We start from the raw sequence: 19,044 nt of genomic DNA, 5'->3' as shown, positions 1-19,044 counted from the left end.
CATGTCTTCCGCCGGCCACGCCCGACCCGCGGCCGCCGCCGCCGACGCCGGCTCGGCGGCGTTCGCGGTGCCGACCCTCGCGGACTTCGAGGACGCCAGGGCCACGCTGGAGGGCGTCATCGCCCACACTCCGCTCGACGAGTCGCAGCACCTGTCCGACGTCCTGGGCGTGCCGGTCCATCTGAAGCTCGAGAACCTGCAGCGGACCGGCTCGTTCAAGATCCGCGGTGCGACGTATCGCCTGTCGCGGCTGACGGCCGAGGAGCGTGCGCGCGGTGTCGTCGCCGCCTCGGCCGGCAACCACGCGCAGGGTGTGGCCCTCGCGGCCAAGGCGCTCGGCATCCGCGCGACCATCTTCATGCCGCTCGGCGTGCCCGTGCCCAAACTGCTCGCCACGCGCGGGTACGGCGCCGACGTCGTGCTGGAGGGCGCCACCGTCGAGACGCCGCTGCGACTGGCCGCCGAGTTCGCCGAGCGGACCGGCGCCGTCTTCATCCACCCGTTCGACCACCACGACGTCATCGCCGGCCAGGGCACGCTCGGCCTCGAGCTCATGGACGAGCTGCCCGACCTCGACACCATCGTGCTCGGCATCGGCGGGGGAGGGCTCATCGCCGGCGTCGCCGCGGCCGTGAAGGCTCGCGCGGCCGCCGAGGGACGGACCATCCGGGTGATCGGCGTCCAGGCGGCGAACTCCGCCGCGTATCCGCCCTCCCTCGCCGCGGGGCATCCGCTCGAGATCCCGACGCTGCCCACCATCGCCGACGGCATCGCCGTGGCGCGGCCGGGCGACCTGCCGTTCGAGATCATCCGCGACCTCGTCGACGAGGTGGTCACGGTCACCGAGGACGACATCGCCCGTGCCCTCCTCGTGCTGCTCGAGCGCGCCAAGCAGGTCGTCGAACCCGCGGGCGCCGTCGGCGTGGCCGCTATCCTCGCGGGCAAGGTCATGGCGAACGGCCCGACCGTGACGGTGCTGTCCGGAGGCAACATCGACCCCCTGCTGCTGCAGCGCGTCGTCGCGCACGGGCTGGCGGCATCCGGCCGGTACATGACCCTGCGCATCCCGCTTCCGGACCGCCCCGGTCAGCTCGCGCAGGTGTCGGAGCTGCTGGCGATCGCCGGGGCGAACGTCATCGAGGTGCTGCACACGCGCCACGGGCAGGGGCTGCAGATCAGCGAGGTGATCCTGCAGCTGAGCGTCGAGACGCGCGGCGAGGAGCACCGCGCGCACGTCATCTCGGTGCTCGAGGACGCCGGCTACGCGCCGACGGTGGTCCCCGACTAGCGCGCGGGATGCGCTCGCCGGGGCCGGCTGCTACTGACCGTTGTAGGTCTCGACCTTGACGATCTCGACGGCGATCTCACGCCCGTTCGGCGCGGTGTACGAGGTCTTCTCGCCCTCCTTGCGGCCGAGGATCGCCTCGCCCAGAGGAGAGGCCTCGCTGTACACATCGAGCTCGGAACCGACCGCGATCTCGCGATTGCCGAGGAGGAAGACTTCTTCGCCTCCGGCGACGATCGCGGTGATGACGGTGCCGGGCTCGACCACGCCGGTGCTCTCGGGAGCTTCGCTGACGGTGGCGGTCTTCAGCAGGTGCTGAAGGGTGCGGATGCGCGCCTCCTGCTTGCCCTGCTCGTCCTTGGCGGCGTGATAGCCGCCGTTCTCCTTGAGGTCGCCTTCTTCGCGCGCGGCCTCGATGCGCTTGGCGATCTCCTCGCGGCCGGTCGTCGAGAGGTGCTCGAGCTCGGCGGCCAGGCGGTCGTACGCGTCCTGGGTGAGGAAGGTCACGGGGGCGTCGGTGGACACGGCTGACTCCTTCGTTGGGCCCGGCGCGCGGGACGGCACGGGCATAAACCGAACGCCCTGGCTCACGGCCAGGGCGCGATTCGACTGATGTCCCGTCAGACTACGTCACCCAGCAGGAGTTGACAAAACCTGTCGTAGCCAGGGCAGTGGTGGGGATGACCTCGCGGAAGGCCCGCGCATGCAGGTCGGAGGCGGGCAGGTCGACGACCCTCCAGCCGACCACTCCGTGCTCTTCGTCCTGCGCCTCAATCGCGCAGGCGACCGCCGATCCCGGGGGAGCGGTGATCTGGAATCCGAGCGTCACGGAGTGCTCGTCCACGACCTCGAACGAGGTCGTGTCGGAGTCGACCGCGTCCAGCGCGTTCTGCACCGTGAACCAGCCGAACAGGGCGACGACTCCGACCGCGACCAGGATGCCGGCGCCGATGGCCCAGCGACGCCCGGGCGAACGCTGACGGCCGTAGCGCTCGTCGAGCATGTCCTGCGTGGTCACGCCGCTCCCTGACGTCTCATCGGGCCGGATCGGAAAGATTAGGCTGGGACTCCAGGCTATGCGCTCGCGCGCACCCCCGACGACACCGCCCGCCCCGCGGGCAGAGCGAGGACCCCATGCAGCACGCGATCGTCGCCTTCCTGAGCGCCGCGGCGACTCCGACGCCGACGCCCTCGCCCTCCGAGGTGGACCCCGACATCGTGACGCCGGGCGTCGTGGGCTTCGTCGTCACCGCGTTCATCGCGATCGCGGTGATCCTGCTGGTGTGGGACATGATGCGCCGCATCCGGCGAGGCCGCGTGCGCGCCGACATCCAGGAGGAGCTGGACGCCGAGGCGCAGGCGGCCCGGGCGACCGAGGCCACCGAGGTCGACGGCGAGAGGATCGACCCCGCGGATGACGAGACCCGTGGCGACGACGCCGGCGGGCCTGCTCCGAAGCGCTGAGCACGCTGAGCGCGCGCGGCGGCACCGGGACGGGTCAGCCCGGGAGCCCCAGCGACGGTGACAGCGGGTCGAGGGCGATCAGCAGACACGCCGTCCAGTGGCAGAGGAACGCCAGCACCGTGCACACGTGGAAGATCTCATGGAAGCCGAAGTGGCCGGGCCACGGGTTGGGCCGCTTGAGCGCGTAGACGATGGCGCCACCGGTGTAGAGGAGCCCCCCGACGGCGACGAGGATCATCATCGCGGCGTTGGCCTCGAACAGATCGACGAGATACATCACCGCCGCCCACCCCAGCGCGAGGTAGAGCGCGACATAGAGCCAGCGCGGAGCATGGATCCAGAAGACCCGGAACAGGATGCCGAGCAGCGCCCCGCTCCACACCAGCACGAGCAGCAGCGCGCCCTTCTGCGGCGGGAGCGCGAGCGTCGCGATCGGGGTGTAGGTGCCGGCGATCAGCAGCAGGATGTTGGCATGGTCGATCCGCTTGAGGATCGCCTTGGTCCTCGGGTTCCAGTCGAACCGGTGATACAGCGCCGAGTTGCCGAACAGCAGCAGCGACGTGGCCATGAACACCGCGCACGCCCACTTGGCCGGCGCGCCCTGCGCGAGCACGATCAGCACGATGCCGGCAACGATGGCGACGGGGAAGGTGGCCGCATGGATCCAGCCGCGCCAGGAGGGCTTGATCTCGGGCGTGGCCGCGTCGACGGCGGCGGCATCCATCAGCGGCAGCACGGGAACCTCGGGGGCCCGGGGGGCACTGCGACGGCGGCTCATCACCTCAGCGTAGACGGCGCCGCATGCCGGCCGGGGAACATAGCCGGGCCCCTGGATGCCGGGGCGCCGGCCGCGCTAGGGTCCGTGGCGCGCGAGGGGTAGCGTAGGTCTGTGGCGCGCGGCGAGACGAACGAGGGCAGAGGGCCTCTCTACCGCCTCTACATCAACCGCCTCCGTCGCCGGCTCGATCCCGCGGCCGTCCCGCACCACCTCGCGATGATGATCGACGGCAATCGCCGCTGGGCGAGGCAGCTCGGCTACGACTCCGCTGCTCACGGCCACCGTGCCGGGGCGGCGAAGATGAAGGAGTTCCTGCGCTGGTGCGACGACGTGGGCATCCGCGTCGTGTCGCTCTACCTGCTCTCGAACGACAACCTCCGCAAGCGGGACTCCCGGGAGCTCTCGGACCTCATCGAGATCATCGCCGAGCTCGCCGACGAGCTCTCGCACGAGCGCGACTGGCGCGTGAAGCACGTGGGTCGCGCCGTAGCACTGCCGGGCGACCTCGCCCGGGTGCTCGCCGACGTCGAAGCCCGCACCAAGGACAACACCGGCATGCACGTCAACCTCGCGGTGGGCTACGGCGGACGCGGCGAGATCGTCGACGCGGTGCGCAGCATCATCGCGCAGCACGACGAGCAGGGCGGATCCCTCGAAGAGCTCGCGGCGAGCCTCACTCCCGAGCAGATCGGGGAGCACCTCTACACCGGCGGCCAGCCCGATCCCGATCTCGTGATCCGCACGTCGGGCGAGCAGCGGCTGAGCGACTTCCTGCTGTGGCAGTCGGCCCACTCGGAGTTCTACTTCGTCGAGGCGCTCGGGCCCGACCTCCGCGAAGTGGACTTCCTGCGCGCCATCCGCGACTTCACCTCGCGGGAGCGCCGCTTCGGCAGCTGAGCACTTCGTCACACCGGCGATCGCCGCTCTGCCAGAATGATCCGCGTGACCGATCTGGATTCTTATCTGGCGTCGTTCGATGGGGAACCCGGGTATCTGGACTGGGCGGCGTTCGGGCCGCTCTCGCCTGCGGTCCGCAGCGAGGCGCAGGGTGACACCGAGCTGCTCGGCTCGGGCCGGCGCACGAGCATCGAGCTCGTCGCCGACCACGTGCGCGAGGCCCGGGAGCTCGTCGCCGAACTGATCGGGACGGATGCCGAGCAGGTGGTGCTGCAGCCGTCCACCACGTACGGGTTGATGCACGCCGTCTACGGCCTGGCCGGGGGGCTCATGCTGGGCCGGGGCGAATTCCCCAGCCTCACCGTCGCGGCCACGCGTGCCTCCGAGGCGTTCGGTTCGCTCCAGCTGCAGTGGGTGGAACCCGCCGACGGGTTCATGACACCCGATGCGGTGCGCTCGGCGCTCTCGGACGACACCCGCGCTGTCGCGGTCAGCCTCGTCGACTTCCGCACCGGCTACCGCACCGACCTGTCCGCCCTGCGCGAGGTCATCGGCGATCGCCTGCTCATCGTCGACGCCATCCAGGGTTTCGGCATGGTCGACGCCGACTACCTCGCCGCCGACGTCGTCTGCGGCCACGGCTACAAGTGGCTGCGCGCGGGCCGGGGGACCGGCTTCTCCTGGTTCGGCGCGCGTGCGCTCGAGCGGATCGCCCCCGTGCTCTCGGGCTTCCGCGGCGTCGACGGCGACCTGCCCGTCGACGCCGTGCCCGCGCCGTCCGCCTCCGCCCAGGCCTTCTCGGTCTCGGGACCCGACACACTCGCCGCGGCTCGCCTGGCGACCGCGCTGCGCGAGGTCGCCGACGTGGGCGTCGCGCAGATCGAAGCGGAGCTGTCGGCGCGCGCAGCCGACGTCATGTTCGCCGCAGACCGCTACGAGGTGCCGGTGGTCACACCGCGCGACCCCGAGCGCCGGGCGGGCATCGTGACGCTCGAGCCCGCACCGCAGGACGCCGCGCCGCTCGCCGCATCCCTGGCGAACCACGGGCTCACGGTGACCGCCCGTGCCGGCCGCATCCGCGTCGCGCCGCACGTCGGCACCGGCGCCGACACCCTGCGGCTGTTCGGCGATGCGCTCGCCGCGTTCTCCGCCGCGCGGGTGTGGTGACGCACCCGTGAGGTGACGCCCCGCCGGCGAGGCGGAGCGGGAGCGACCGGCCGCACGATCGCGGCATCCGTTCACCGGATCGTCACATTGTTCCCGCGTGTCGGGCGCGCGCAATGTCGAAGGTCGGTCGTAGCGTGAGGCCATCGGGCAAGGAGCCCGGTCGAGTCGGCCTCACGGATCGCGACTTCACGATCCACGACTCGGTACCCTGGTCGACTCGTGACTGCCGGGTGAACCACCCGGGGCGGGAGTGGGTTGTGACCACACGAGCACCACACGAGCAGCGCAGTCAGGATCTCGAGCAGATCGCAGAGCCCGATCAGGATCTGCGCACCTATGTTCTCGACACATCAGTGCTGCTCAGCGATCCACGGGCGTTCTTCCGTTTCGCCGAGCACAGCGTCGTCATCCCCGTGGTGGTGATCACGGAGCTCGAGGGCAAGCGGCACGACCCCGAGATCGGCTACTTCGCCCGGCAGGCGCTGCGCCATCTCGACGAGCTGCGCGTCGAACACGGCCGGCTCGACTTCCCGGTCCCCGTCGGTCTGGGCGGCACGCTGCGCGTCGAGCTCAACAACACCGACTCGTCGGTGCTGCCCTCGGGCATGCGCCTCGGCGACAACGACAGCCGCATCCTCGCCATCGCGATGAACCTCGCCCAGGACGGCCAGGAGGTCACGGTCGTCTCGAAAGACCTGCCCATGCGGGTCAAGGCGGCGTCGCTCGGCATCACGGCGGAGGAGTACCTCGCGGAGCAGGCCGTCGACTCGGGCTGGACCGGCATCTCCGAGATCGACGTGTCGGGCGACGACATCAGCGATCTCTACGAGAGCGAAGTCGCCGTCAGCGAGGACGTGAGAGGACTTCCGGTGAACACCGGGCTGATCGTCCACTCCGAGCGCGGCTCCGCACTCGGGCGCGTGATCGACGACGGTGAGTTCCGCCTGGTCCGGGGCGATCGAGAGGTTTTCGGACTGCACGGCCGCTCGGCCGAGCAGCGCATCGCCATCGACCTGCTTCTCGACCCCGACGTCGGCATCGTGTCGCTGGGCGGGCGAGCCGGCACCGGCAAGTCGGCGCTCGCGCTGTGCGCGGCGCTCGAGGCGGTGCTGGAGCGACAGCAGCAGCGCAAGATCATCGTGTTCCGGCCGCTGTTCGCCGTCGGCGGGCAGGAGCTCGGGTATCTGCCGGGCGACCAGCAGGAGAAGATGAACCCCTGGGGTCAGGCGGTCTTCGACACCCTCGGCTCGGTCGTGTCGGGCAATGTGCTCGACGAGGTGATCGAGCGGGGCCTTTTGGAGGTGCTGCCGCTCACGCACATCCGCGGGCGCTCGCTGCATGACGCCTTCGTGATCGTGGACGAGGCGCAGTCCCTCGAGCGCAATGTGCTTCTCACGGTGCTGAGCCGGATCGGGCAGGGCTCGCGAGTCGTTCTCACCCACGACGTCGGCCAGCGCGACAATCTGCGCGTCGGTCGTCACGACGGTGTGGCCTCGGTCATCGAGACGCTGAAGGGTCACTCGCTGTTCGGTCACGTCACGCTGGTGCGCTCCGAGCGCTCCGCCATCGCCGCCCTCGTCACCGACCTTCTGGAGGCGGGCGAGCTCGCCTAGGTGACACGCAGCTGCACTGACGGCGCTGACGGGCCGGGATGCCGACATCCCGGCCGTCGGCGCCGTCGGCGCATGAGAAGAGTCTCATCGCCTGTGGCACTTGTGCGGCGATCGGTCTGTCACCATGGATGGAGGGGAATTCGATCCGCGTATGGGAGGCAGCAGAGTCGTGGAAGCACGCACGGGGCTCGTGATCGGCGGCGTGACCGCCGTCGCTGCGAGCATCGCCGTCGTGACCGCGGTCGCTCTCGCGAACACCATGGCGCTGGCCGATTCGCCCGGTACGAGCTTGGCCTCCGAGCGCGTCATCGTTCCCTCCGCGAGCTCCCCGTCGCCGTCCGCCTCCGCGGCCGTCACGCCGGAGGCACCTGTGCCTCCAGTCAACGCCGAAGTGGTGGAGGCACCCGCTCCGCAGGTCGTCGATCAGCCGTTGGCGTCCGACGGCTCGCGGGCCACCACAAACGCACCTATCGCGGCCGAGCCCGCGGCGCCCGCCGACATCGAGACCGTCATCGCCGCGGCGAAGGCGGCCGGGTCGTGGGAGGAGCTCCGCTCGTGGGCGAACGCGCAAGGGTGGACCACCGCGCGGATCGACGCGCTGGTTTCGCGCCTCGAGCGTGAGACGGCCGAGAAGACCGAGACGGCCGAGCGTCCGGTCCGGACGCAGTCCGACGGTCAGCAGAACCTGGTCGCGCCCGTGGAGCAGCAGAAGCAGAAGTCCTCAGCCGATCGCACATCGAACGGCCCGGATCGTCCCGCACATGCGGGCGGAAACGTCGGGAACGGCAACGGCGCCGATCACGACGCGAAGAAAGACCAGTCGCGCAATTCCCCAGACAAGCGCGACTGACAACGGTCGGATCCCCCAGTCCGGCCTTTCACAGCCCCCGGTGTCCCCCAGCACCGGGGGCTTCTTCGCGCGCGGGGGAGCCGGCCGGACCACGGACGTCCGGCGCCGACCTCACTCCCAGCGGTAGCCGGCGCCGCGGACCGTGACGATGTGGTCGGATCCGAGCTTTCCGCGCAGATACCGCACGTACACGTCGACGACGTTGGAGCCCGGATCGAAGTCCAGCCCCCACACGCGGCTCAGCAGCTGCTCGCGGCTGAGCACACGGCCGGGGTTGCGCAGGAACTGCTCGGCCAGCGAGAACTCGCGTGCGGACAGATCGATCTCGCGTCCGGCGACGGTCGCCCGCCGCGCCAGGATGTCCAGCGTCACGTCGCCGTGCGAGATCGACACGCCGGGCTGCGGGACGCTCTCACGCAGCCGGGAGCGGACGCGCGCCAGAAGCTCTTCGAAGGTGAACGGCTTGGGGACGTAGTCGTTCGCCCCGGCATCCAAGCCAGTCACCGTGTCACGCGTGCTGGATCGCGCGGTCAGCATGATCACCGGCACCGCCGATCCGCGGGCGCGCAGTTCGCGAAGCACCTCGAAGCCGTCCATCGTGGGCAGGCCGACGTCCAGCAGGACGAGATCTGCGTCGCCGCGCAGCGCCGATTCGAGTCCCTCGGGGCCGTCCTCGACGACGAGCGTCTCGTAGCCGGCGGCTTCGAGCCCGCGGCTGACGAACGCCGCGATCCGCGGCTCGTCCTCCACGATGAGGATCCTGGTCATCCCGCGGCCTCCCGTTGCAGTACGACATCACCGGCACGAACGGGCACCGGCAGCTCGGCCTCCGTGGGAGGCAGGTGGATGGTGAAGGTCGCGCCGCCGCCCGGCGTGTCGGTGACGACGCAATGCCCGCCGTGACCCTTCGCGATCGCGTCGACGATCGCGAGGCCGAGACCCGAGCCGCCGACGGACCGCTTGACGTGGGCGCGGTCGAAGCGGCGGAAGATCCGCGTCCGCTGGTCCGCGGGGATGCCCGGCCCGTGATCGCGCACCCACAGCCGGGCGCCCTCCAGGTCGCGCGCGCTGCCGATCTCGATCGGGCTGCCCAGGGGCGTGTACTTCGCAGCGTTGTCGGCGAGCTGGAGCCATGCCTGCAGCAGACGGTCCTGATCGCCGGTCGTCTCGCCGTCGGCGACCGCCTCGATCGTCCAGTCGTGGCCGGGGATCACGCCGACGAGCTCGCCGACGCGAGCGGTCAACCACGCCAGGTCGACGGCGGCGAGGTTCGTCGAGTCCGTCTCGGCCGTCGCGAGCAGGTCGATGTCTTCGACGAGCCGCGTCAGGCGGTCGAGCTCGGCGATGCCGATGTCACGCGCGGAGGCCACGTCCGCGGCATCCTGCGGGTTCATCAGCTCGAGGTGCCCGCGCACGATCGTGATGGGCGTCTTGAGCTCGTGCCGCACATCGTCGAGGAGCTGGCGCTGATCGTCGACGGAGTCCTCGAGCCGGTCGAGCATCGAGTTGACGGTGCGCGACAGGTCGGAGATGTCGTCATTGCCGTGGGGCTCGAGCCGCCGCGACAGGTCGCTGATGGAGATAGCGTCGGCGGTCTCGCGGAGGTGACGGATCGGCGAGAGCAGCCGACCGGTGACGAACCAGCCGACGATGCCGACTGCGAACAGCACAGCCACGGCCGCGATCACGTACGTCGTCATCGCGAAAGTCACCGGCTGCAGCTCGGCTCCGAGGTTGACGGCACGCACGTAGAGTCCCTCGCGCGGGTCGCCGTCCATGCGGACCGGGATCGCGATGTAGCGCAGCGACCCCTGGTCGGTGACCGCCGTCCCCATCTCTGTGCTGCCGCCGGCCGTCTCAGTGACGACGCGGTCGATGAGCTCCTGGTTCCGCGAGATGTCGAAGCCCGACAGCGTCGACGGCACCCAGCGCGGTGAACCGTCGATGAGCGCGAGCGAGGCCTCGTTGCGGGCGGGTACCAGGCGCGCGACGACGGCGTTCAGGTAGTCGTCGATCGAATCGAACTCGTCCTTGTCGAGCTCGTCCGTGGCTTCGGAGGCGCCGGAGGGCGTCCCTGCGGCGGTGTCGTCCGCCACGGCGTCCAGCGACGAAACCTGGGCCTTGAGCCGCTCGTTGACGCTCGTGAGGGCCTGCTCGCGCTGTACGAGAAAGGTGACGCTGCCCACGATCGCCAGGCCGACGCATGCGACGGCAAGGATCGCGGCAAGGATCCTGACGCGCGCGGGGACCGGGCGGGGCGTTCGGGCCATGTCCCGATTATCCCGCCGACGAGGGTGCAGCGGCATGGGGCGGGCGGATCAGCCCGGGTGCGTCATCGAGAGGAGGTCCAGCTTCTCGTCCAGCTGCTCGAGCGTGAGCTCTCCGCGCTCCACGTAGCCGAGGTCGATCACGGCCTCGCGCACCGTGATGCCCTTCGCGACCGAGTGCTTGGCGATCTTCGCCGCCGCCTCGTAGCCGATCAGCTTGTTGAGCGGCGTGACGATGGAAGGCGACATCCCGGCGTACGCCGCGGCACGCTCGACGTTCGCCTCGAGACCGTCGATGGTCTTGTCGGCGAGCACGCGTGACGTGTTGGCGAGGAGCTCGATGGACTCGAGCACCGCGCTGCCCATGATCGGGATCGCGACGTTCAGCTCGAAGGCACCCGACGCGCCCGCCCACGCGACGGTCGCGTCGTTGCCGATGACGCGCGCGCACACCATGAGCGTCGCCTCGGGGATCACCGGGTTCACCTTGCCGGGCATGATCGACGAGCCCGGCTGCAGGTCGGGGATGTGCAGCTCGCCGAGGCCGGTGTTCGGGCCGGAGCCCATCCAGCGCAGGTCGTTGTTGATCTTGGTGAGCGACACCGCGATGGTGCGCAGGGCGCCGGACGCCTCGACGAGGCCGTCGCGGTTGGCCTGGGCCTCGAAGTGGTCCTTGGCCTCGGTGATCGGCAGCTCGGTGTCGGCGACGATCAGCTCGATGACCCGCTGCGGGAAGCCCAGCGGGGTGTTGATGCCGGTGCCGACGGCAGTGCCGCCGAGCGGCACCTCGGCGACGCGGGGAAGGACGGCCTGCACACGCTCGATGCTGAGGCGGATCTGGCGCGCGTAGCCGCCGAATTCCTGGCCGAGGGTGACCGGCGTCGCATCCATGAGGTGCGTGCGACCCGACTTGACGACGGTCTTCCACAGCTCGGCCTTCGCCTCGAGGGCGACCGCCAGGTGGTCGAGGGCCGGGATCAGGTCGTCGATGAGCTCCTGCGTCACCGCGATGTGCACCGAGGTGGGGAACACGTCGTTGGACGACTGCGAGGCGTTGACGTGGTCGTTCGGGTGAACCGTCGCGCCGAGCGCCTGCGTCGCGAGGGTCGCCAGCACCTCGTTCATGTTCATGTTCGACGAGGTGCCGCTGCCGGTCTGGTAGACGTCGATCGGGAACTGGTCTTCGAACTCTCCCGCGATGATGCGGTCGGCCGCGCCGGCGATGGCGTCGGCGATCGCGCCGTCGAGCGTGCCGAGCTCTCTGTTCGCGAGGGCCGCGGCTTTCTTGATGCGTGCGAGCGCCACGATCTGGGCGGGCTCCAGCCGATCGCCCGAGATCGGGAAGTTCTCGACGGCGCGCTGCGTCTGGGCGGCGTAGAGCGCGTTCTTGGGCACACGCACCTCGCCCATGGTGTCGTGCTCGATGCGGTACTCGATGTCGGTCACGTCGTTGTTCCTCATGTGTCGGTACGGGATGGGGGAAGGCCGGGTCAGGCCTGGTCGGGGATGCCGACCATCACGTCGGGGACCGCGGTGCCCTCGGCGAGGCGGTAGTTGGCGCCGACTATCGCGAGGCGGCCCTCGGCGACGGCGGTGCTGATGAGCTCGGATGCGTGCAGCAGTTCACCCACGGTGTCGCGGAGGTGCTCGCGCCCGACCTCGTCGGCGTCGATCTCGGCGGGGTAGACGCCGTCGACGGCGGACGCGCGCTGGACGCGGCGCACGGCGGGGACGATCGGCGAGATCAGGCGCCAGATGTGCGGCGGCAGCGGGTCAGCCTCGGGGTCGGTGATGTCGATCGCCGCTCGCACCGCGCCGCAGGCGTCGTGTCCGAGCACCACGATGAGCGGCACCTCGAGCACCGCCACGGCGTACTCGAGACTGCCGACGACCGAGTCGGAGATGACCTGGCCCGCGTTGCGCACGACGAACAGGTCGCCGAGGCCCTTGTCGAAGATGATCTCGGCCGCCAGTCGCGAATCCGCGCAGCCGAACAGGGCGGCGCGAGGACGCTGACCGTCCGCGAGGTCATGGCGGGTGTCGACGTCCTGGCGGGGATGCCGGGGCTCCCCGGCCACGAAGCGGGCGTTGCCGCGCTGCATCTCCTGCCAGGCCTTCGCGGGCGTGGGCTGGTCGGTCACTCGGCCTCCTCGCGCAATGCGGTGATCTGATCGGTGACGGAACGCGCCGTCTCTTCCAGCGCCTTCTCGCTCGCCGCGCCGTAGATGAGCACCGTGTCGGCGCCGGCGTCGGTGGCGAGGGCGACAGTGATGTTCCCCGTGCGATCGGGGTCGAGGTCGTAGCGCTCCCACGTGATTCCGTCGATGGTCACGGTGTCCTGCGGGGCCGAGCCCGAGAGGACGCGGGCGGCCCACGACTCGTCGGCGTCGAAGCCCTGCGCCACGCGCAGGAACCCGCGCTCGTCCTCGCCGGCCGGGGCGTAGACGACGGTGAAGGCGCGGACCGGGCCGTTGCCCTCGATGCGCGCGTTGTTCACGACCCAGCCGTCCGACAGCTCGGGCGTGATGACGGTGCGGTCCTCCGACGCCGCGATGTCGGCGGCGACTGCCGAGACGTCGATCGGCTCGCGTTCGGGGGGAGTGCCGCGGGGGACGGCGAAGACGATGACGACGACGACGGCGAGGGTCGCGAGCAGCGCGGCGATGAGATTGCGCACATTCTGGCTCGAGCGGTAGACGCGCGACGACTCCGCCTTGCGGTCGGCGGTCTCCTCGGGTGTCTCGGGGCGGCCGAGCTCGGCGACGATGCGGGGTCCGCGTGTCATCGCGTCTCCTCGCCGTCGGCCCGGTCGACCGTCGACCGGGCGGCCTCGAGACGCCGCTTGGCGCCGAGCAGCCACTCCTCGCAGCGTGCGGCGAGGGCTTCCCCGCGCTCCCAGAGGGCGAGGGAGTGCTCGAGGGTGGGAGCTCCCTGCTCGAGTTCGGCGACGACGCGGACGAGTTCATCCCGCGCCTGCTCGAACGAGAGGGTCGCGACGTCCTCGAGGGCGCCGCTCGTCTCAGTCATGGCCTCCATCTTAGTTCGCGGCAGAGGGGGCGCCGTGCCCCGCCGGTTCGGGCTCGGCGGGGTCTGCCGGCGCCGTGCCGACGGAGACGGGCGGCTGTTCGGCGATCTCCCCGTCCGAGTGCGCGGCGAACGATCCGCGCCCCACAGTGACCACGACGGCAGTGGATGCCGGAGCCTGCGCCGCATCTCGCACGATCACGCCGTCGGCCAGGTGCGCGATGGCGTAGCCGCGGGCGAGCGTCGACGCGGGGGACAGTGCGCGCAGTGTCGCGCGCAGCTCGGCGGTGCGCCGCTCGTGCAGCTGGAGCGAGCGGTCCACGCGGTCCCGGCCTCGTGCTGCGAGCAGCTCGACCTCGTGCGCGCGGGTGGTCAGCAGCGTCTCTGGCGCACGCAGCACCGGTCGTGACCGGAGCTGCTCGAGCTGGGCGATGTCGTGCGAGATGCGCTGAGCCAGGCGCGTGTTCATGCGCGCGCGCAGCTGACCGACGATGGCGCGCTGCTCGGCGACGTCCGGAACGATGCGCTTCGCGGCGTCCGTCGGCGTGGAGGCGCGGAGGTCGGCGACGTCGTCCAGGAGCGGGTGATCGTTCTCGTGGCCGATCGCGCTCACGACGGGGGTGGATGCCGCAGCCACCGCCCGCAGCAGGCGCTCGTCGCTGAATCCGAGCAGGGTCTGCGGGTCGCCGCCGCCGCGGGCGATGATGATGACGTCGACATCGGGCGCGGCGTCGAGCGCCTTCAGTGCCGCGATGGTCTCGGGCACGCACCGGTCGCCCTGCACGGCGGCGTACTTCGTCTGGAACCGCACCTGCGGCCAGCGCAGCTCGGCGTTGCGGTGGACGTCCTTCTCGGCATCCGAGTTCTCGCCGGTGATGAGTCCGATCAGACGCGGGAGGAACGGAAGGGCCTTCTTGCGCGACGGGTCGAACAGCCCCTCCGAGCGCAGCTGCACCCGCAGCCGCTCGAGACGCTCGAGCTGGTCGCCGAGCCCGACGTGGCGCATCGCCGACACGCCGAAGCCGAAGTCCCCGTTCTTCACGAAGTAGTCGGCCTTCACGCAGGCGATCACGTGGTCGCCGACCTTGAGGTCGCCCGGCAGCCGGTCGCGCGTCGACGACCAGATGCGGAACGAGATGGTGGCGTCGGTGACGAGATCCTTCAGCCGCCCGAACACATTGCCGCCACGCTGGTTCCAGCCGGTGATCTCGCCCTCGACCCACACCGAGCCCCACGTCTGGACGAATCCGCGGATCGTGTCGTTGAGGCGGGCCACGGATGTCGGCGCCTGCGGCGAGGAGTCGCGCGGCCGCACCGAGTCGGCGGGCGGCGGCTCGCCGGGGACGGCGGCGGGCTGGAAGGTCGTCATGCGGTCCTTTCGTGCCCGAGACGGGCTGCTCTCGCCCGCGAACCCTCGGGCGTCGCGGGCGGTCTCGCGGAGGCCCCGCTCAGGAGGCCGCCCGTAGAATCGAGGGGTGAGCATCAGCACCGCGGGGCAGACCCGAGCGAGTCAGGCCCCTGTGAGCATGCCCGTCCCGCGCATCCCGCGGCGGCGCGAACCGCTCCAGGATATCGCCGGCACCGGACAGAAGCGGGTGCTCCTGGCCTCCCCGCGCGGCTATTGCGCCGGCGTGGACCGCGCGGTCATCGCGGTGGAGAAGGCGCTGGAGCGCTTCGGCGCCCCCGTCTACGTGCGCAAGCAGATCGTGCACAACATCCACGTCGTCACCGAGCTCGAGGCCGCCGGTGCGATCTTCGTCGAGGAGGTCGACGAGGTTCCCGAGGGCGCCCACGTCGTCTTCAGCGCGCACGGGGTGTCGCCGGCGGTCGTGAATGCGGCATCCGATCGGGGCCTCCGCGCCATCGACGCCACCTGCCCGCTCGTCACCAAGGTGCACCGCGAGGCCGTGCGCTTCGCCCGCGATGACTACGAGATCCTCCTGATCGGCCACGTCGGCCACGAAGAGGTCGAGGGCACGGCAGGCGAGGCACCCGATCACGTCACGATCGTGAACTCGCCGGACGAGGCCGACACCATCGAGGTGCGCGACCCGTCGAGGGTCGTGTGGCTGTCGCAGACGACGCTGTCGGTCGACGAGACCATGGAGACCGTGCGGCGCCTGCGTGCGCGGTTCCCGGAGCTCCAGGATCCGCCGTCGGACGACATCTGCTACGCCACTCAGAACCGTCAGGTCGCGATCAAGAAGGTCGCCAAGGATGCCGACCTCGTGATCGTCGTCGGTTCGGCGAACTCGTCGAACAGCGTGCGGCTCGTCGAGGTCGCGCTCGAGTACGGCGCCAAGGCCGCCTACCGCGTCGACTACGCCGACGAGGTCGAGCAGGCCTGGCTCGAGGGCGTCGAGACGGTCGGGGTCACCAGCGGTGCCTCGGTGCCCGAGGTGCTCGTGCAGCAGGTGCTCGACGACCTCGCCGCCGCGGGCTACCGCGACGTCGAGGAGGTCCGCACGGCGGAGGAGGACCTGCAGTTCTCGCTGCCCAAGGAGCTCCGGACGGATGCCGCCGGCAAGCGCGACGACCGTGCCCTCGGCGGCCGGAGCCGCGCATGAGCGACACGTCCGCCGACACCGAGCCCGACCCGCCGGTGCGGCCGGCCGCACCGCGTGCGGACTCGTCGCGGCCCAGGCCCCAGTTCGGCGAGTACGCCACGCCCGAGGAGCAGCGCGCGCGCATCCAGGAGCCCGCGCCGTGGCAACAGGAGCCGGTGGCGCCGGTCATGACGGACGCGCCCGCCCCTGGCATCCCCGCGTCGCCCGCGCCCGCCGAACGTCGTCCTCGTCCGGTGGACCGCATCGTGACGTTCGCGCTGCTCGCGTACGGCCTGGTCAACGTCGTCTCGTCGGTGCCCGCCTTCCTCGACTACGGCGCGTACGCCGAGACGCTGCTCTCCATGCTGGGCGTCGACGTGCAGATCACGGATCCGGCCGCGGGAAGGGCGTGGGGGATCGCCGCCGTCATCGTCCTCGCGGTCGGCTGGTGCGCGACGGCCGTGGTCTCGTGGTGGAGCGTGCGCCGAGGACGGCTGACCTGGTGGATCCCGCTCGTGGGCGGCATCCTGTTCACGTTCGTCTCCGGCACGCTCATGGCCGTGCCCCTGATGAACGATCCGGCTGTGTGGCAGGCGCTCGTGGAGAGCGCGGGCGGCTGATCCCCGGGGTCACGCGGCCCACCGGTCTGCCACGATGCCGCATCGCAGGTCCATACTCGTGATGACGGCGGGGGCGTGGCGGCTCACCTGAACCTGCGGGTGCCACGTCTCGTGTCCTCTGCGGGAGGTGATGGATGCCGCACGACAGCGTGGAGAGTCGTGACAGCGCCGCCGGCCGCGATGCGCAGCGGCTTGCTGCTCTGTACGACGCCCACGCCGCACCGGTCTGGCGCTACGTCGTGCATCTGACCGGCGATCGCGCCGGCGCCGACGACATCGTGCAGGAGACGCTGCTGCGGGCGTGGCGAACGCCCAGGATCCTCGAGCAGGATCCCTCGACCACGCGCTCGTGGATGTTCACGGTGGCCCGTCACCTCGTCATCGACGAGGCGCGCAGCGCGCGGCGCCGCCGTGAGATCGGCGTCGCGGAGGTGCCCGAGCGCGCCGCGCCCGACGCGACCGACGCGCTGTTCGAGGCGATCCTCGTCGAGGAGGCGCTCGCCGCACTCACGACGGAGCACCGCGCCGTCGTCGTCCGCGCGTACTATCGCGGGCTCTCCGTCGCCGAGATGGCGGACGAACTCGACATCCCGCCCGGCACCGTCAAGTCGCGCCTGCACTACGGGCTGCGTGCTCTCCGGCTCACCCTTCAGGAGAAGGGGGTGACGCGATGAGCACCGACCACGTCCGCTTCGCCGACTGGGATGCCGCGTACATGGTGCGCGCGCTCAGCTCCGACGATCGCCGGCTGTACGAGGCGCACCTCGACGAGTGCCGCCTCTGCCGCGACGCGATCGCCGACCTCGCGCCCGCGCTGGGCCTCCTGGCGCGCGTGGGAGTGGACCGGGCAGAGTCGCTCCTCGACCCACCGGGCGATAGCGGCCCCGACCCGGCGGCCCGCTCCCGGATGGTGGCACGGGGCACGCGCAGCGCACGCCGTCGGAGGATGTTCGCCTGGGGCGGCGGGATCGCCGCCGCCGCGGTGCTCGCCGTGGTGGTCGCCTTCGCCGTCACGACCTCGGTCGTGCCGGCGGCGGTGCCGGAAGAGGTCGTCGCGCTCCAGCCGGTCACCGACGTGCCGCTGAGCGCGACCGTGGAGCTGACCGACGTCGCGTGGGGCACGCGGATCTCGATGGTCTGCGACTACCCGCCCAGCGACGATCCCTATGCCGACGATCAGGAATGGCCGTACGTGCTCGTCGTCACGTCGGCCGACGGCGCCACCAGCGAGCTGTCGAGCTGGCGCGCCGGGCCTGGATCGACCGCGCATCTGGATGCCGGCACCGCCCTCGACCGTGCCGACATCGCCTCGATCGAGGTGCGCGCGGTCTCGGACGGCCGCGTCCTGCTGCGCGGCGAGCCGGGGGAGTGAGCCGCCGTCGCCGGTGACGGGGTGAGACGACGGATGCCCCGACGCCGAGTCCTTCGCAGGACCGGTGCCGAGGCAACCGAGGTGTTCGGGGCGCGTGGCTCCCGAACGGAAGCCGTCAGGCGGCGAGGCTCTTGCCGGCGGAACCCAGCTGCTGTGTCGCCTCGACCACGCGTGCGGCCATCGCCGACTCGGCGATCTTGCCCCAGGCGCGCGGGTCGTAGGCCTTCTTGTTGCCCACCTCGCCGTCGACCTTCAGCACGCCGTCGTAGTTCTTGAACATGAAGCCGGCGACGGACCGCGTGAAGGCGTACTGCGTGTCGGTGTCGATGTTCATCTTCACGACGCCGTTCGCGACCGCCGTGGCGATCTCTTCGTCGGTCGAGCCGCTGCCGCCGTGGAAGACGAGGTCGAGCGGCTTGGGACCGGTGCCGAACTGCGCGGCGATTCCCTCCTGGATCTCGCCGAGGAGCTCGGGGCGCAGCTTCACGTTGCCGGGCTTGTAGACGCCGTGCACGTTGCCGAAGGTGAGGGCGGCGATCCAGCGGCCCTGTTCGCCGAGGCCGAGTGCTTCCACGACCTGCGAGACGTCAGCGGTCGTCGTGTAGAGGGCCTCGTTCGAGCCCTCGTGCTGGACACCGTCCTCTTCGCCGCCGACGACGCCGATCTCGACCTCGAGGATGGCGTTGATCGCCTTGAGGCGGGGGAGGAGCTCCTTCGCGATCTCGATGTTCTCGGCGAGCGGAACAGCCGAGCCATCCCACATGTGCGACTGGAAGATGGGGTTGCCGCCGTCGGCGACGACCTGCTCCGAGGCCTTGATGAGGGGCAGCACGAAGTCCTCGAGCGCCGGCTTCGGGCAGTGGTCGGTGTGGAGGGCGACGGTGATCGGGTAGCTCTTGGCGACCTCGTGGACGTAGGCGGCGAAGGCGAGTGCGCCGGTCGCGCGGGCCTTCACGGTGTGGCCGGCGAAGTAGTCGGCGCCGCCCGTGGTCACCTGCAGGATGCCGTCGGAGCCTGCTTCGGTGAGGCCCTGCAGGACGGCGTTGACCGACTGCGAGCTGGCGGCGTTGATGGCGGGATACGCGAAGCCACCGGCCTTCGCGCGGTCCAGCATGTCGGCGTACTGTTCCGGGGTGGCGACGGGCATGGGTGCTCCTAGAT

At 70.8% G+C, this 19,044-nt stretch carries 21 protein-coding genes; 10 read left to right on the top strand and 11 right to left on the bottom strand.

Features of this window, described 5'->3' with window-relative positions; genetic code table 11:
- Window position 1 precedes the first annotated feature (1 nt).
- On the top strand, window positions 2–1,288 hold the full coding sequence (ilvA, locus tag MRBLMI12_RS00405) for a threonine ammonia-lyase (protein ID WP_414686206.1): 1,287 nt from the start codon (window positions 2–4) through the stop codon (window positions 1,286–1,288).
- 30 nt (window positions 1,289–1,318) lie between these two features.
- On the opposite strand, the gene greA is transcribed toward ilvA, so the two are convergent.
- On the bottom strand, window positions 1,319–1,810 hold the full coding sequence (greA, locus tag MRBLMI12_RS00400) for a transcription elongation factor GreA (RefSeq protein ID WP_349427939.1): 492 nt from the start codon (window positions 1,808–1,810) through the stop codon (window positions 1,319–1,321).
- A 100-nt stretch (window positions 1,811–1,910) separates the two neighbouring features.
- A complete protein-coding gene (locus tag MRBLMI12_RS00395) occupies window positions 1,911–2,303 on the bottom strand; it encodes a DUF4307 domain-containing protein (RefSeq protein WP_363352930.1) in 393 nt (130 codons plus the stop codon).
- A gap of 116 nt (window positions 2,304–2,419) precedes the next feature.
- Here MRBLMI12_RS00395 and MRBLMI12_RS00390 point away from each other — a divergent pair, with 116 nt between their 5' ends.
- On the top strand, window positions 2,420–2,749 hold the full coding sequence (locus MRBLMI12_RS00390) for a hypothetical protein (RefSeq protein ID WP_363352928.1): 330 nt from the start codon (window positions 2,420–2,422) through the stop codon (window positions 2,747–2,749).
- A gap of 34 nt (window positions 2,750–2,783) precedes the next feature.
- Here the strand turns inward: MRBLMI12_RS00390 and trhA are convergent, their stop codons facing one another.
- Window positions 2,784–3,527 (bottom strand): PAQR family membrane homeostasis protein TrhA, encoded by a 744-nt coding sequence (trhA, locus tag MRBLMI12_RS00385; protein ID WP_363352926.1) that lies wholly within the window; start codon window positions 3,525–3,527, stop codon window positions 2,784–2,786.
- 111 nt (window positions 3,528–3,638) lie between these two features.
- Here trhA and MRBLMI12_RS00380 point away from each other — a divergent pair, with 111 nt between their 5' ends.
- The 4 genes from MRBLMI12_RS00380 (at window position 3,639) to MRBLMI12_RS00365 (ending at window position 8,054) form a co-directional block, all read left to right on the top strand.
- Complete coding sequence (locus MRBLMI12_RS00380; RefSeq protein ID WP_349427935.1) at window positions 3,639–4,424, top strand: isoprenyl transferase; 786 nt, start codon at window positions 3,639–3,641, stop codon at window positions 4,422–4,424.
- 45 nt (window positions 4,425–4,469) lie between these two features.
- Window positions 4,470–5,591: an aminotransferase class V-fold PLP-dependent enzyme gene (locus tag MRBLMI12_RS00375; RefSeq protein ID WP_414686144.1), complete on the top strand. Its 1,122-nt coding sequence runs from the start codon at window positions 4,470–4,472 to the stop codon at window positions 5,589–5,591.
- A gap of 257 nt (window positions 5,592–5,848) precedes the next feature.
- Complete coding sequence (locus MRBLMI12_RS00370; protein WP_349427933.1) at window positions 5,849–7,204, top strand: PhoH family protein; 1,356 nt, start codon at window positions 5,849–5,851, stop codon at window positions 7,202–7,204.
- A 169-nt stretch (window positions 7,205–7,373) separates the two neighbouring features.
- A complete protein-coding gene (locus MRBLMI12_RS00365; RefSeq protein WP_363352922.1) occupies window positions 7,374–8,054 on the top strand; it encodes a hypothetical protein in 681 nt (226 codons plus the stop codon).
- Window positions 8,055–8,165: 111 nt separating this feature from the next.
- On the opposite strand, the gene MRBLMI12_RS00360 is transcribed toward MRBLMI12_RS00365, so the two are convergent.
- Genes MRBLMI12_RS00360 through xseA form a run of 7 tightly spaced genes read right to left on the bottom strand, consistent with a single transcriptional unit; the run spans window position 8,166 to window position 14,714 of the window.
- A complete protein-coding gene (locus MRBLMI12_RS00360; RefSeq protein WP_363352920.1) occupies window positions 8,166–8,822 on the bottom strand; it encodes a response regulator transcription factor in 657 nt (218 codons plus the stop codon).
- On the bottom strand, window positions 8,819–10,324 hold the full coding sequence (locus tag MRBLMI12_RS00355) for a sensor histidine kinase (RefSeq protein ID WP_363352918.1): 1,506 nt from the start codon (window positions 10,322–10,324) through the stop codon (window positions 8,819–8,821). The genes MRBLMI12_RS00360 and MRBLMI12_RS00355 overlap by 4 nt, the downstream gene beginning before the upstream one ends.
- Before the next feature lie 48 nt (window positions 10,325–10,372).
- Window positions 10,373–11,782, bottom strand: a complete 1,410-nt coding sequence (locus tag MRBLMI12_RS00350; RefSeq protein ID WP_414686143.1) for a class II fumarate hydratase — start codon at window positions 11,780–11,782, stop codon at window positions 10,373–10,375.
- A gap of 29 nt (window positions 11,783–11,811) precedes the next feature.
- Window positions 11,812–12,423 carry a carbonic anhydrase gene (locus tag MRBLMI12_RS00345; protein ID WP_404929977.1) on the bottom strand — a complete coding sequence of 204 codons (612 nt, stop codon included), beginning with the start codon at window positions 12,421–12,423 and terminating at the stop codon, window positions 11,812–11,814.
- A gap of 35 nt (window positions 12,424–12,458) precedes the next feature.
- Window positions 12,459–13,106 (bottom strand): DUF4245 family protein, encoded by a 648-nt coding sequence (locus MRBLMI12_RS00340; RefSeq protein WP_363352914.1) that lies wholly within the window; start codon window positions 13,104–13,106, stop codon window positions 12,459–12,461.
- Entirely contained in the window at window positions 13,103–13,348 is a 246-nt protein-coding gene (locus MRBLMI12_RS00335; RefSeq protein WP_349427926.1) for an exodeoxyribonuclease VII small subunit, read from the bottom strand. Before MRBLMI12_RS00335 ends, MRBLMI12_RS00340 begins: the two co-directional genes overlap by 4 nt.
- A gap of 10 nt (window positions 13,349–13,358) precedes the next feature.
- Window positions 13,359–14,714 carry an exodeoxyribonuclease VII large subunit gene (xseA, locus tag MRBLMI12_RS00330; protein ID WP_363352912.1) on the bottom strand — a complete coding sequence of 452 codons (1,356 nt, stop codon included), beginning with the start codon at window positions 14,712–14,714 and terminating at the stop codon, window positions 13,359–13,361.
- 157 nt (window positions 14,715–14,871) lie between these two features.
- Here xseA and MRBLMI12_RS00325 point away from each other — a divergent pair, with 157 nt between their 5' ends.
- The 4 genes from MRBLMI12_RS00325 (at window position 14,872) to MRBLMI12_RS00310 (ending at window position 17,883) form a co-directional block, all read left to right on the top strand.
- Entirely contained in the window at window positions 14,872–15,912 is a 1,041-nt protein-coding gene (locus tag MRBLMI12_RS00325; RefSeq protein WP_349428988.1) for a 4-hydroxy-3-methylbut-2-enyl diphosphate reductase, read from the top strand.
- On the top strand, window positions 15,909–16,511 hold the full coding sequence (locus MRBLMI12_RS00320) for a DUF6264 family protein (RefSeq protein ID WP_349427924.1): 603 nt from the start codon (window positions 15,909–15,911) through the stop codon (window positions 16,509–16,511). Before MRBLMI12_RS00325 ends, MRBLMI12_RS00320 begins: the two co-directional genes overlap by 4 nt.
- Before the next feature lie 134 nt (window positions 16,512–16,645).
- Window positions 16,646–17,185: a sigma-70 family RNA polymerase sigma factor gene (locus MRBLMI12_RS00315; RefSeq protein ID WP_349427923.1), complete on the top strand. Its 540-nt coding sequence runs from the start codon at window positions 16,646–16,648 to the stop codon at window positions 17,183–17,185.
- Complete coding sequence (locus MRBLMI12_RS00310) at window positions 17,182–17,883, top strand: hypothetical protein (protein ID WP_363352909.1); 702 nt, start codon at window positions 17,182–17,184, stop codon at window positions 17,881–17,883. Before MRBLMI12_RS00315 ends, MRBLMI12_RS00310 begins: the two co-directional genes overlap by 4 nt.
- A gap of 115 nt (window positions 17,884–17,998) precedes the next feature.
- Here the strand turns inward: MRBLMI12_RS00310 and fbaA are convergent, their stop codons facing one another.
- Window positions 17,999–19,030 (bottom strand): class II fructose-bisphosphate aldolase, encoded by a 1,032-nt coding sequence (gene fbaA / locus MRBLMI12_RS00305; RefSeq protein WP_349427921.1) that lies wholly within the window; start codon window positions 19,028–19,030, stop codon window positions 17,999–18,001.
- Window positions 19,031–19,044 lie beyond the last annotated feature (14 nt).

Source organism: Microbacterium sp. LMI12-1-1.1, from assembly GCF_040676455.1.
In the GTDB taxonomy this organism is placed as follows: domain Bacteria; phylum Actinomycetota; class Actinomycetes; order Actinomycetales; family Microbacteriaceae; genus Microbacterium.
This window is presented reverse-complemented; position numbering and strand designations above follow the sequence as displayed.

What these genes read in the sequence shown, in the direction of transcription:
- ilvA (WP_414686206.1), top strand. Translation starts at nt 2, where the DNA reads ATGTCTTCCGCCGGCCACGCCCGACCCGCGGCCGCCGCCGCCGACGCC.
- MRBLMI12_RS00390 (WP_363352928.1), top strand. Translation starts at nt 2,420, where the DNA reads ATGCAGCACGCGATCGTCGCCTTCCTGAGCGCCGCGGCGACTCCGACG.
- trhA (WP_363352926.1), bottom strand. Translation starts at nt 3,527, where the DNA reads ATGAGCCGCCGTCGCAGTGCCCCCCGGGCCCCCGAGGTTCCCGTGCTG.
- MRBLMI12_RS00360 (WP_363352920.1), bottom strand. Translation starts at nt 8,822, where the DNA reads ATGACCAGGATCCTCATCGTGGAGGACGAGCCGCGGATCGCGGCGTTC.
- MRBLMI12_RS00355 (WP_363352918.1), bottom strand. Translation starts at nt 10,324, where the DNA reads ATGGCCCGAACGCCCCGCCCGGTCCCCGCGCGCGTCAGGATCCTTGCC.
- MRBLMI12_RS00350 (WP_414686143.1), bottom strand. Translation starts at nt 11,782, where the DNA reads ATGAGGAACAACGACGTGACCGACATCGAGTACCGCATCGAGCACGAC.
- MRBLMI12_RS00345 (WP_404929977.1), bottom strand. Translation starts at nt 12,423, where the DNA reads ATGCAGCGCGGCAACGCCCGCTTCGTGGCCGGGGAGCCCCGGCATCCC.
- MRBLMI12_RS00340 (WP_363352914.1), bottom strand. Translation starts at nt 13,106, where the DNA reads ATGACACGCGGACCCCGCATCGTCGCCGAGCTCGGCCGCCCCGAGACA.
- MRBLMI12_RS00335 (WP_349427926.1), bottom strand. Translation starts at nt 13,348, where the DNA reads ATGACTGAGACGAGCGGCGCCCTCGAGGACGTCGCGACCCTCTCGTTC.
- xseA (WP_363352912.1), bottom strand. Translation starts at nt 14,714, where the DNA reads ATGACGACCTTCCAGCCCGCCGCCGTCCCCGGCGAGCCGCCGCCCGCC.
- MRBLMI12_RS00325 (WP_349428988.1), top strand. Translation starts at nt 14,872, where the DNA reads ATGCCCGTCCCGCGCATCCCGCGGCGGCGCGAACCGCTCCAGGATATC.
- MRBLMI12_RS00320 (WP_349427924.1), top strand. Translation starts at nt 15,909, where the DNA reads ATGAGCGACACGTCCGCCGACACCGAGCCCGACCCGCCGGTGCGGCCG.
- MRBLMI12_RS00315 (WP_349427923.1), top strand. Translation starts at nt 16,646, where the DNA reads ATGCCGCACGACAGCGTGGAGAGTCGTGACAGCGCCGCCGGCCGCGAT.
- MRBLMI12_RS00310 (WP_363352909.1), top strand. Translation starts at nt 17,182, where the DNA reads ATGAGCACCGACCACGTCCGCTTCGCCGACTGGGATGCCGCGTACATG.
- fbaA (WP_349427921.1), bottom strand. Translation starts at nt 19,030, where the DNA reads ATGCCCGTCGCCACCCCGGAACAGTACGCCGACATGCTGGACCGCGCG.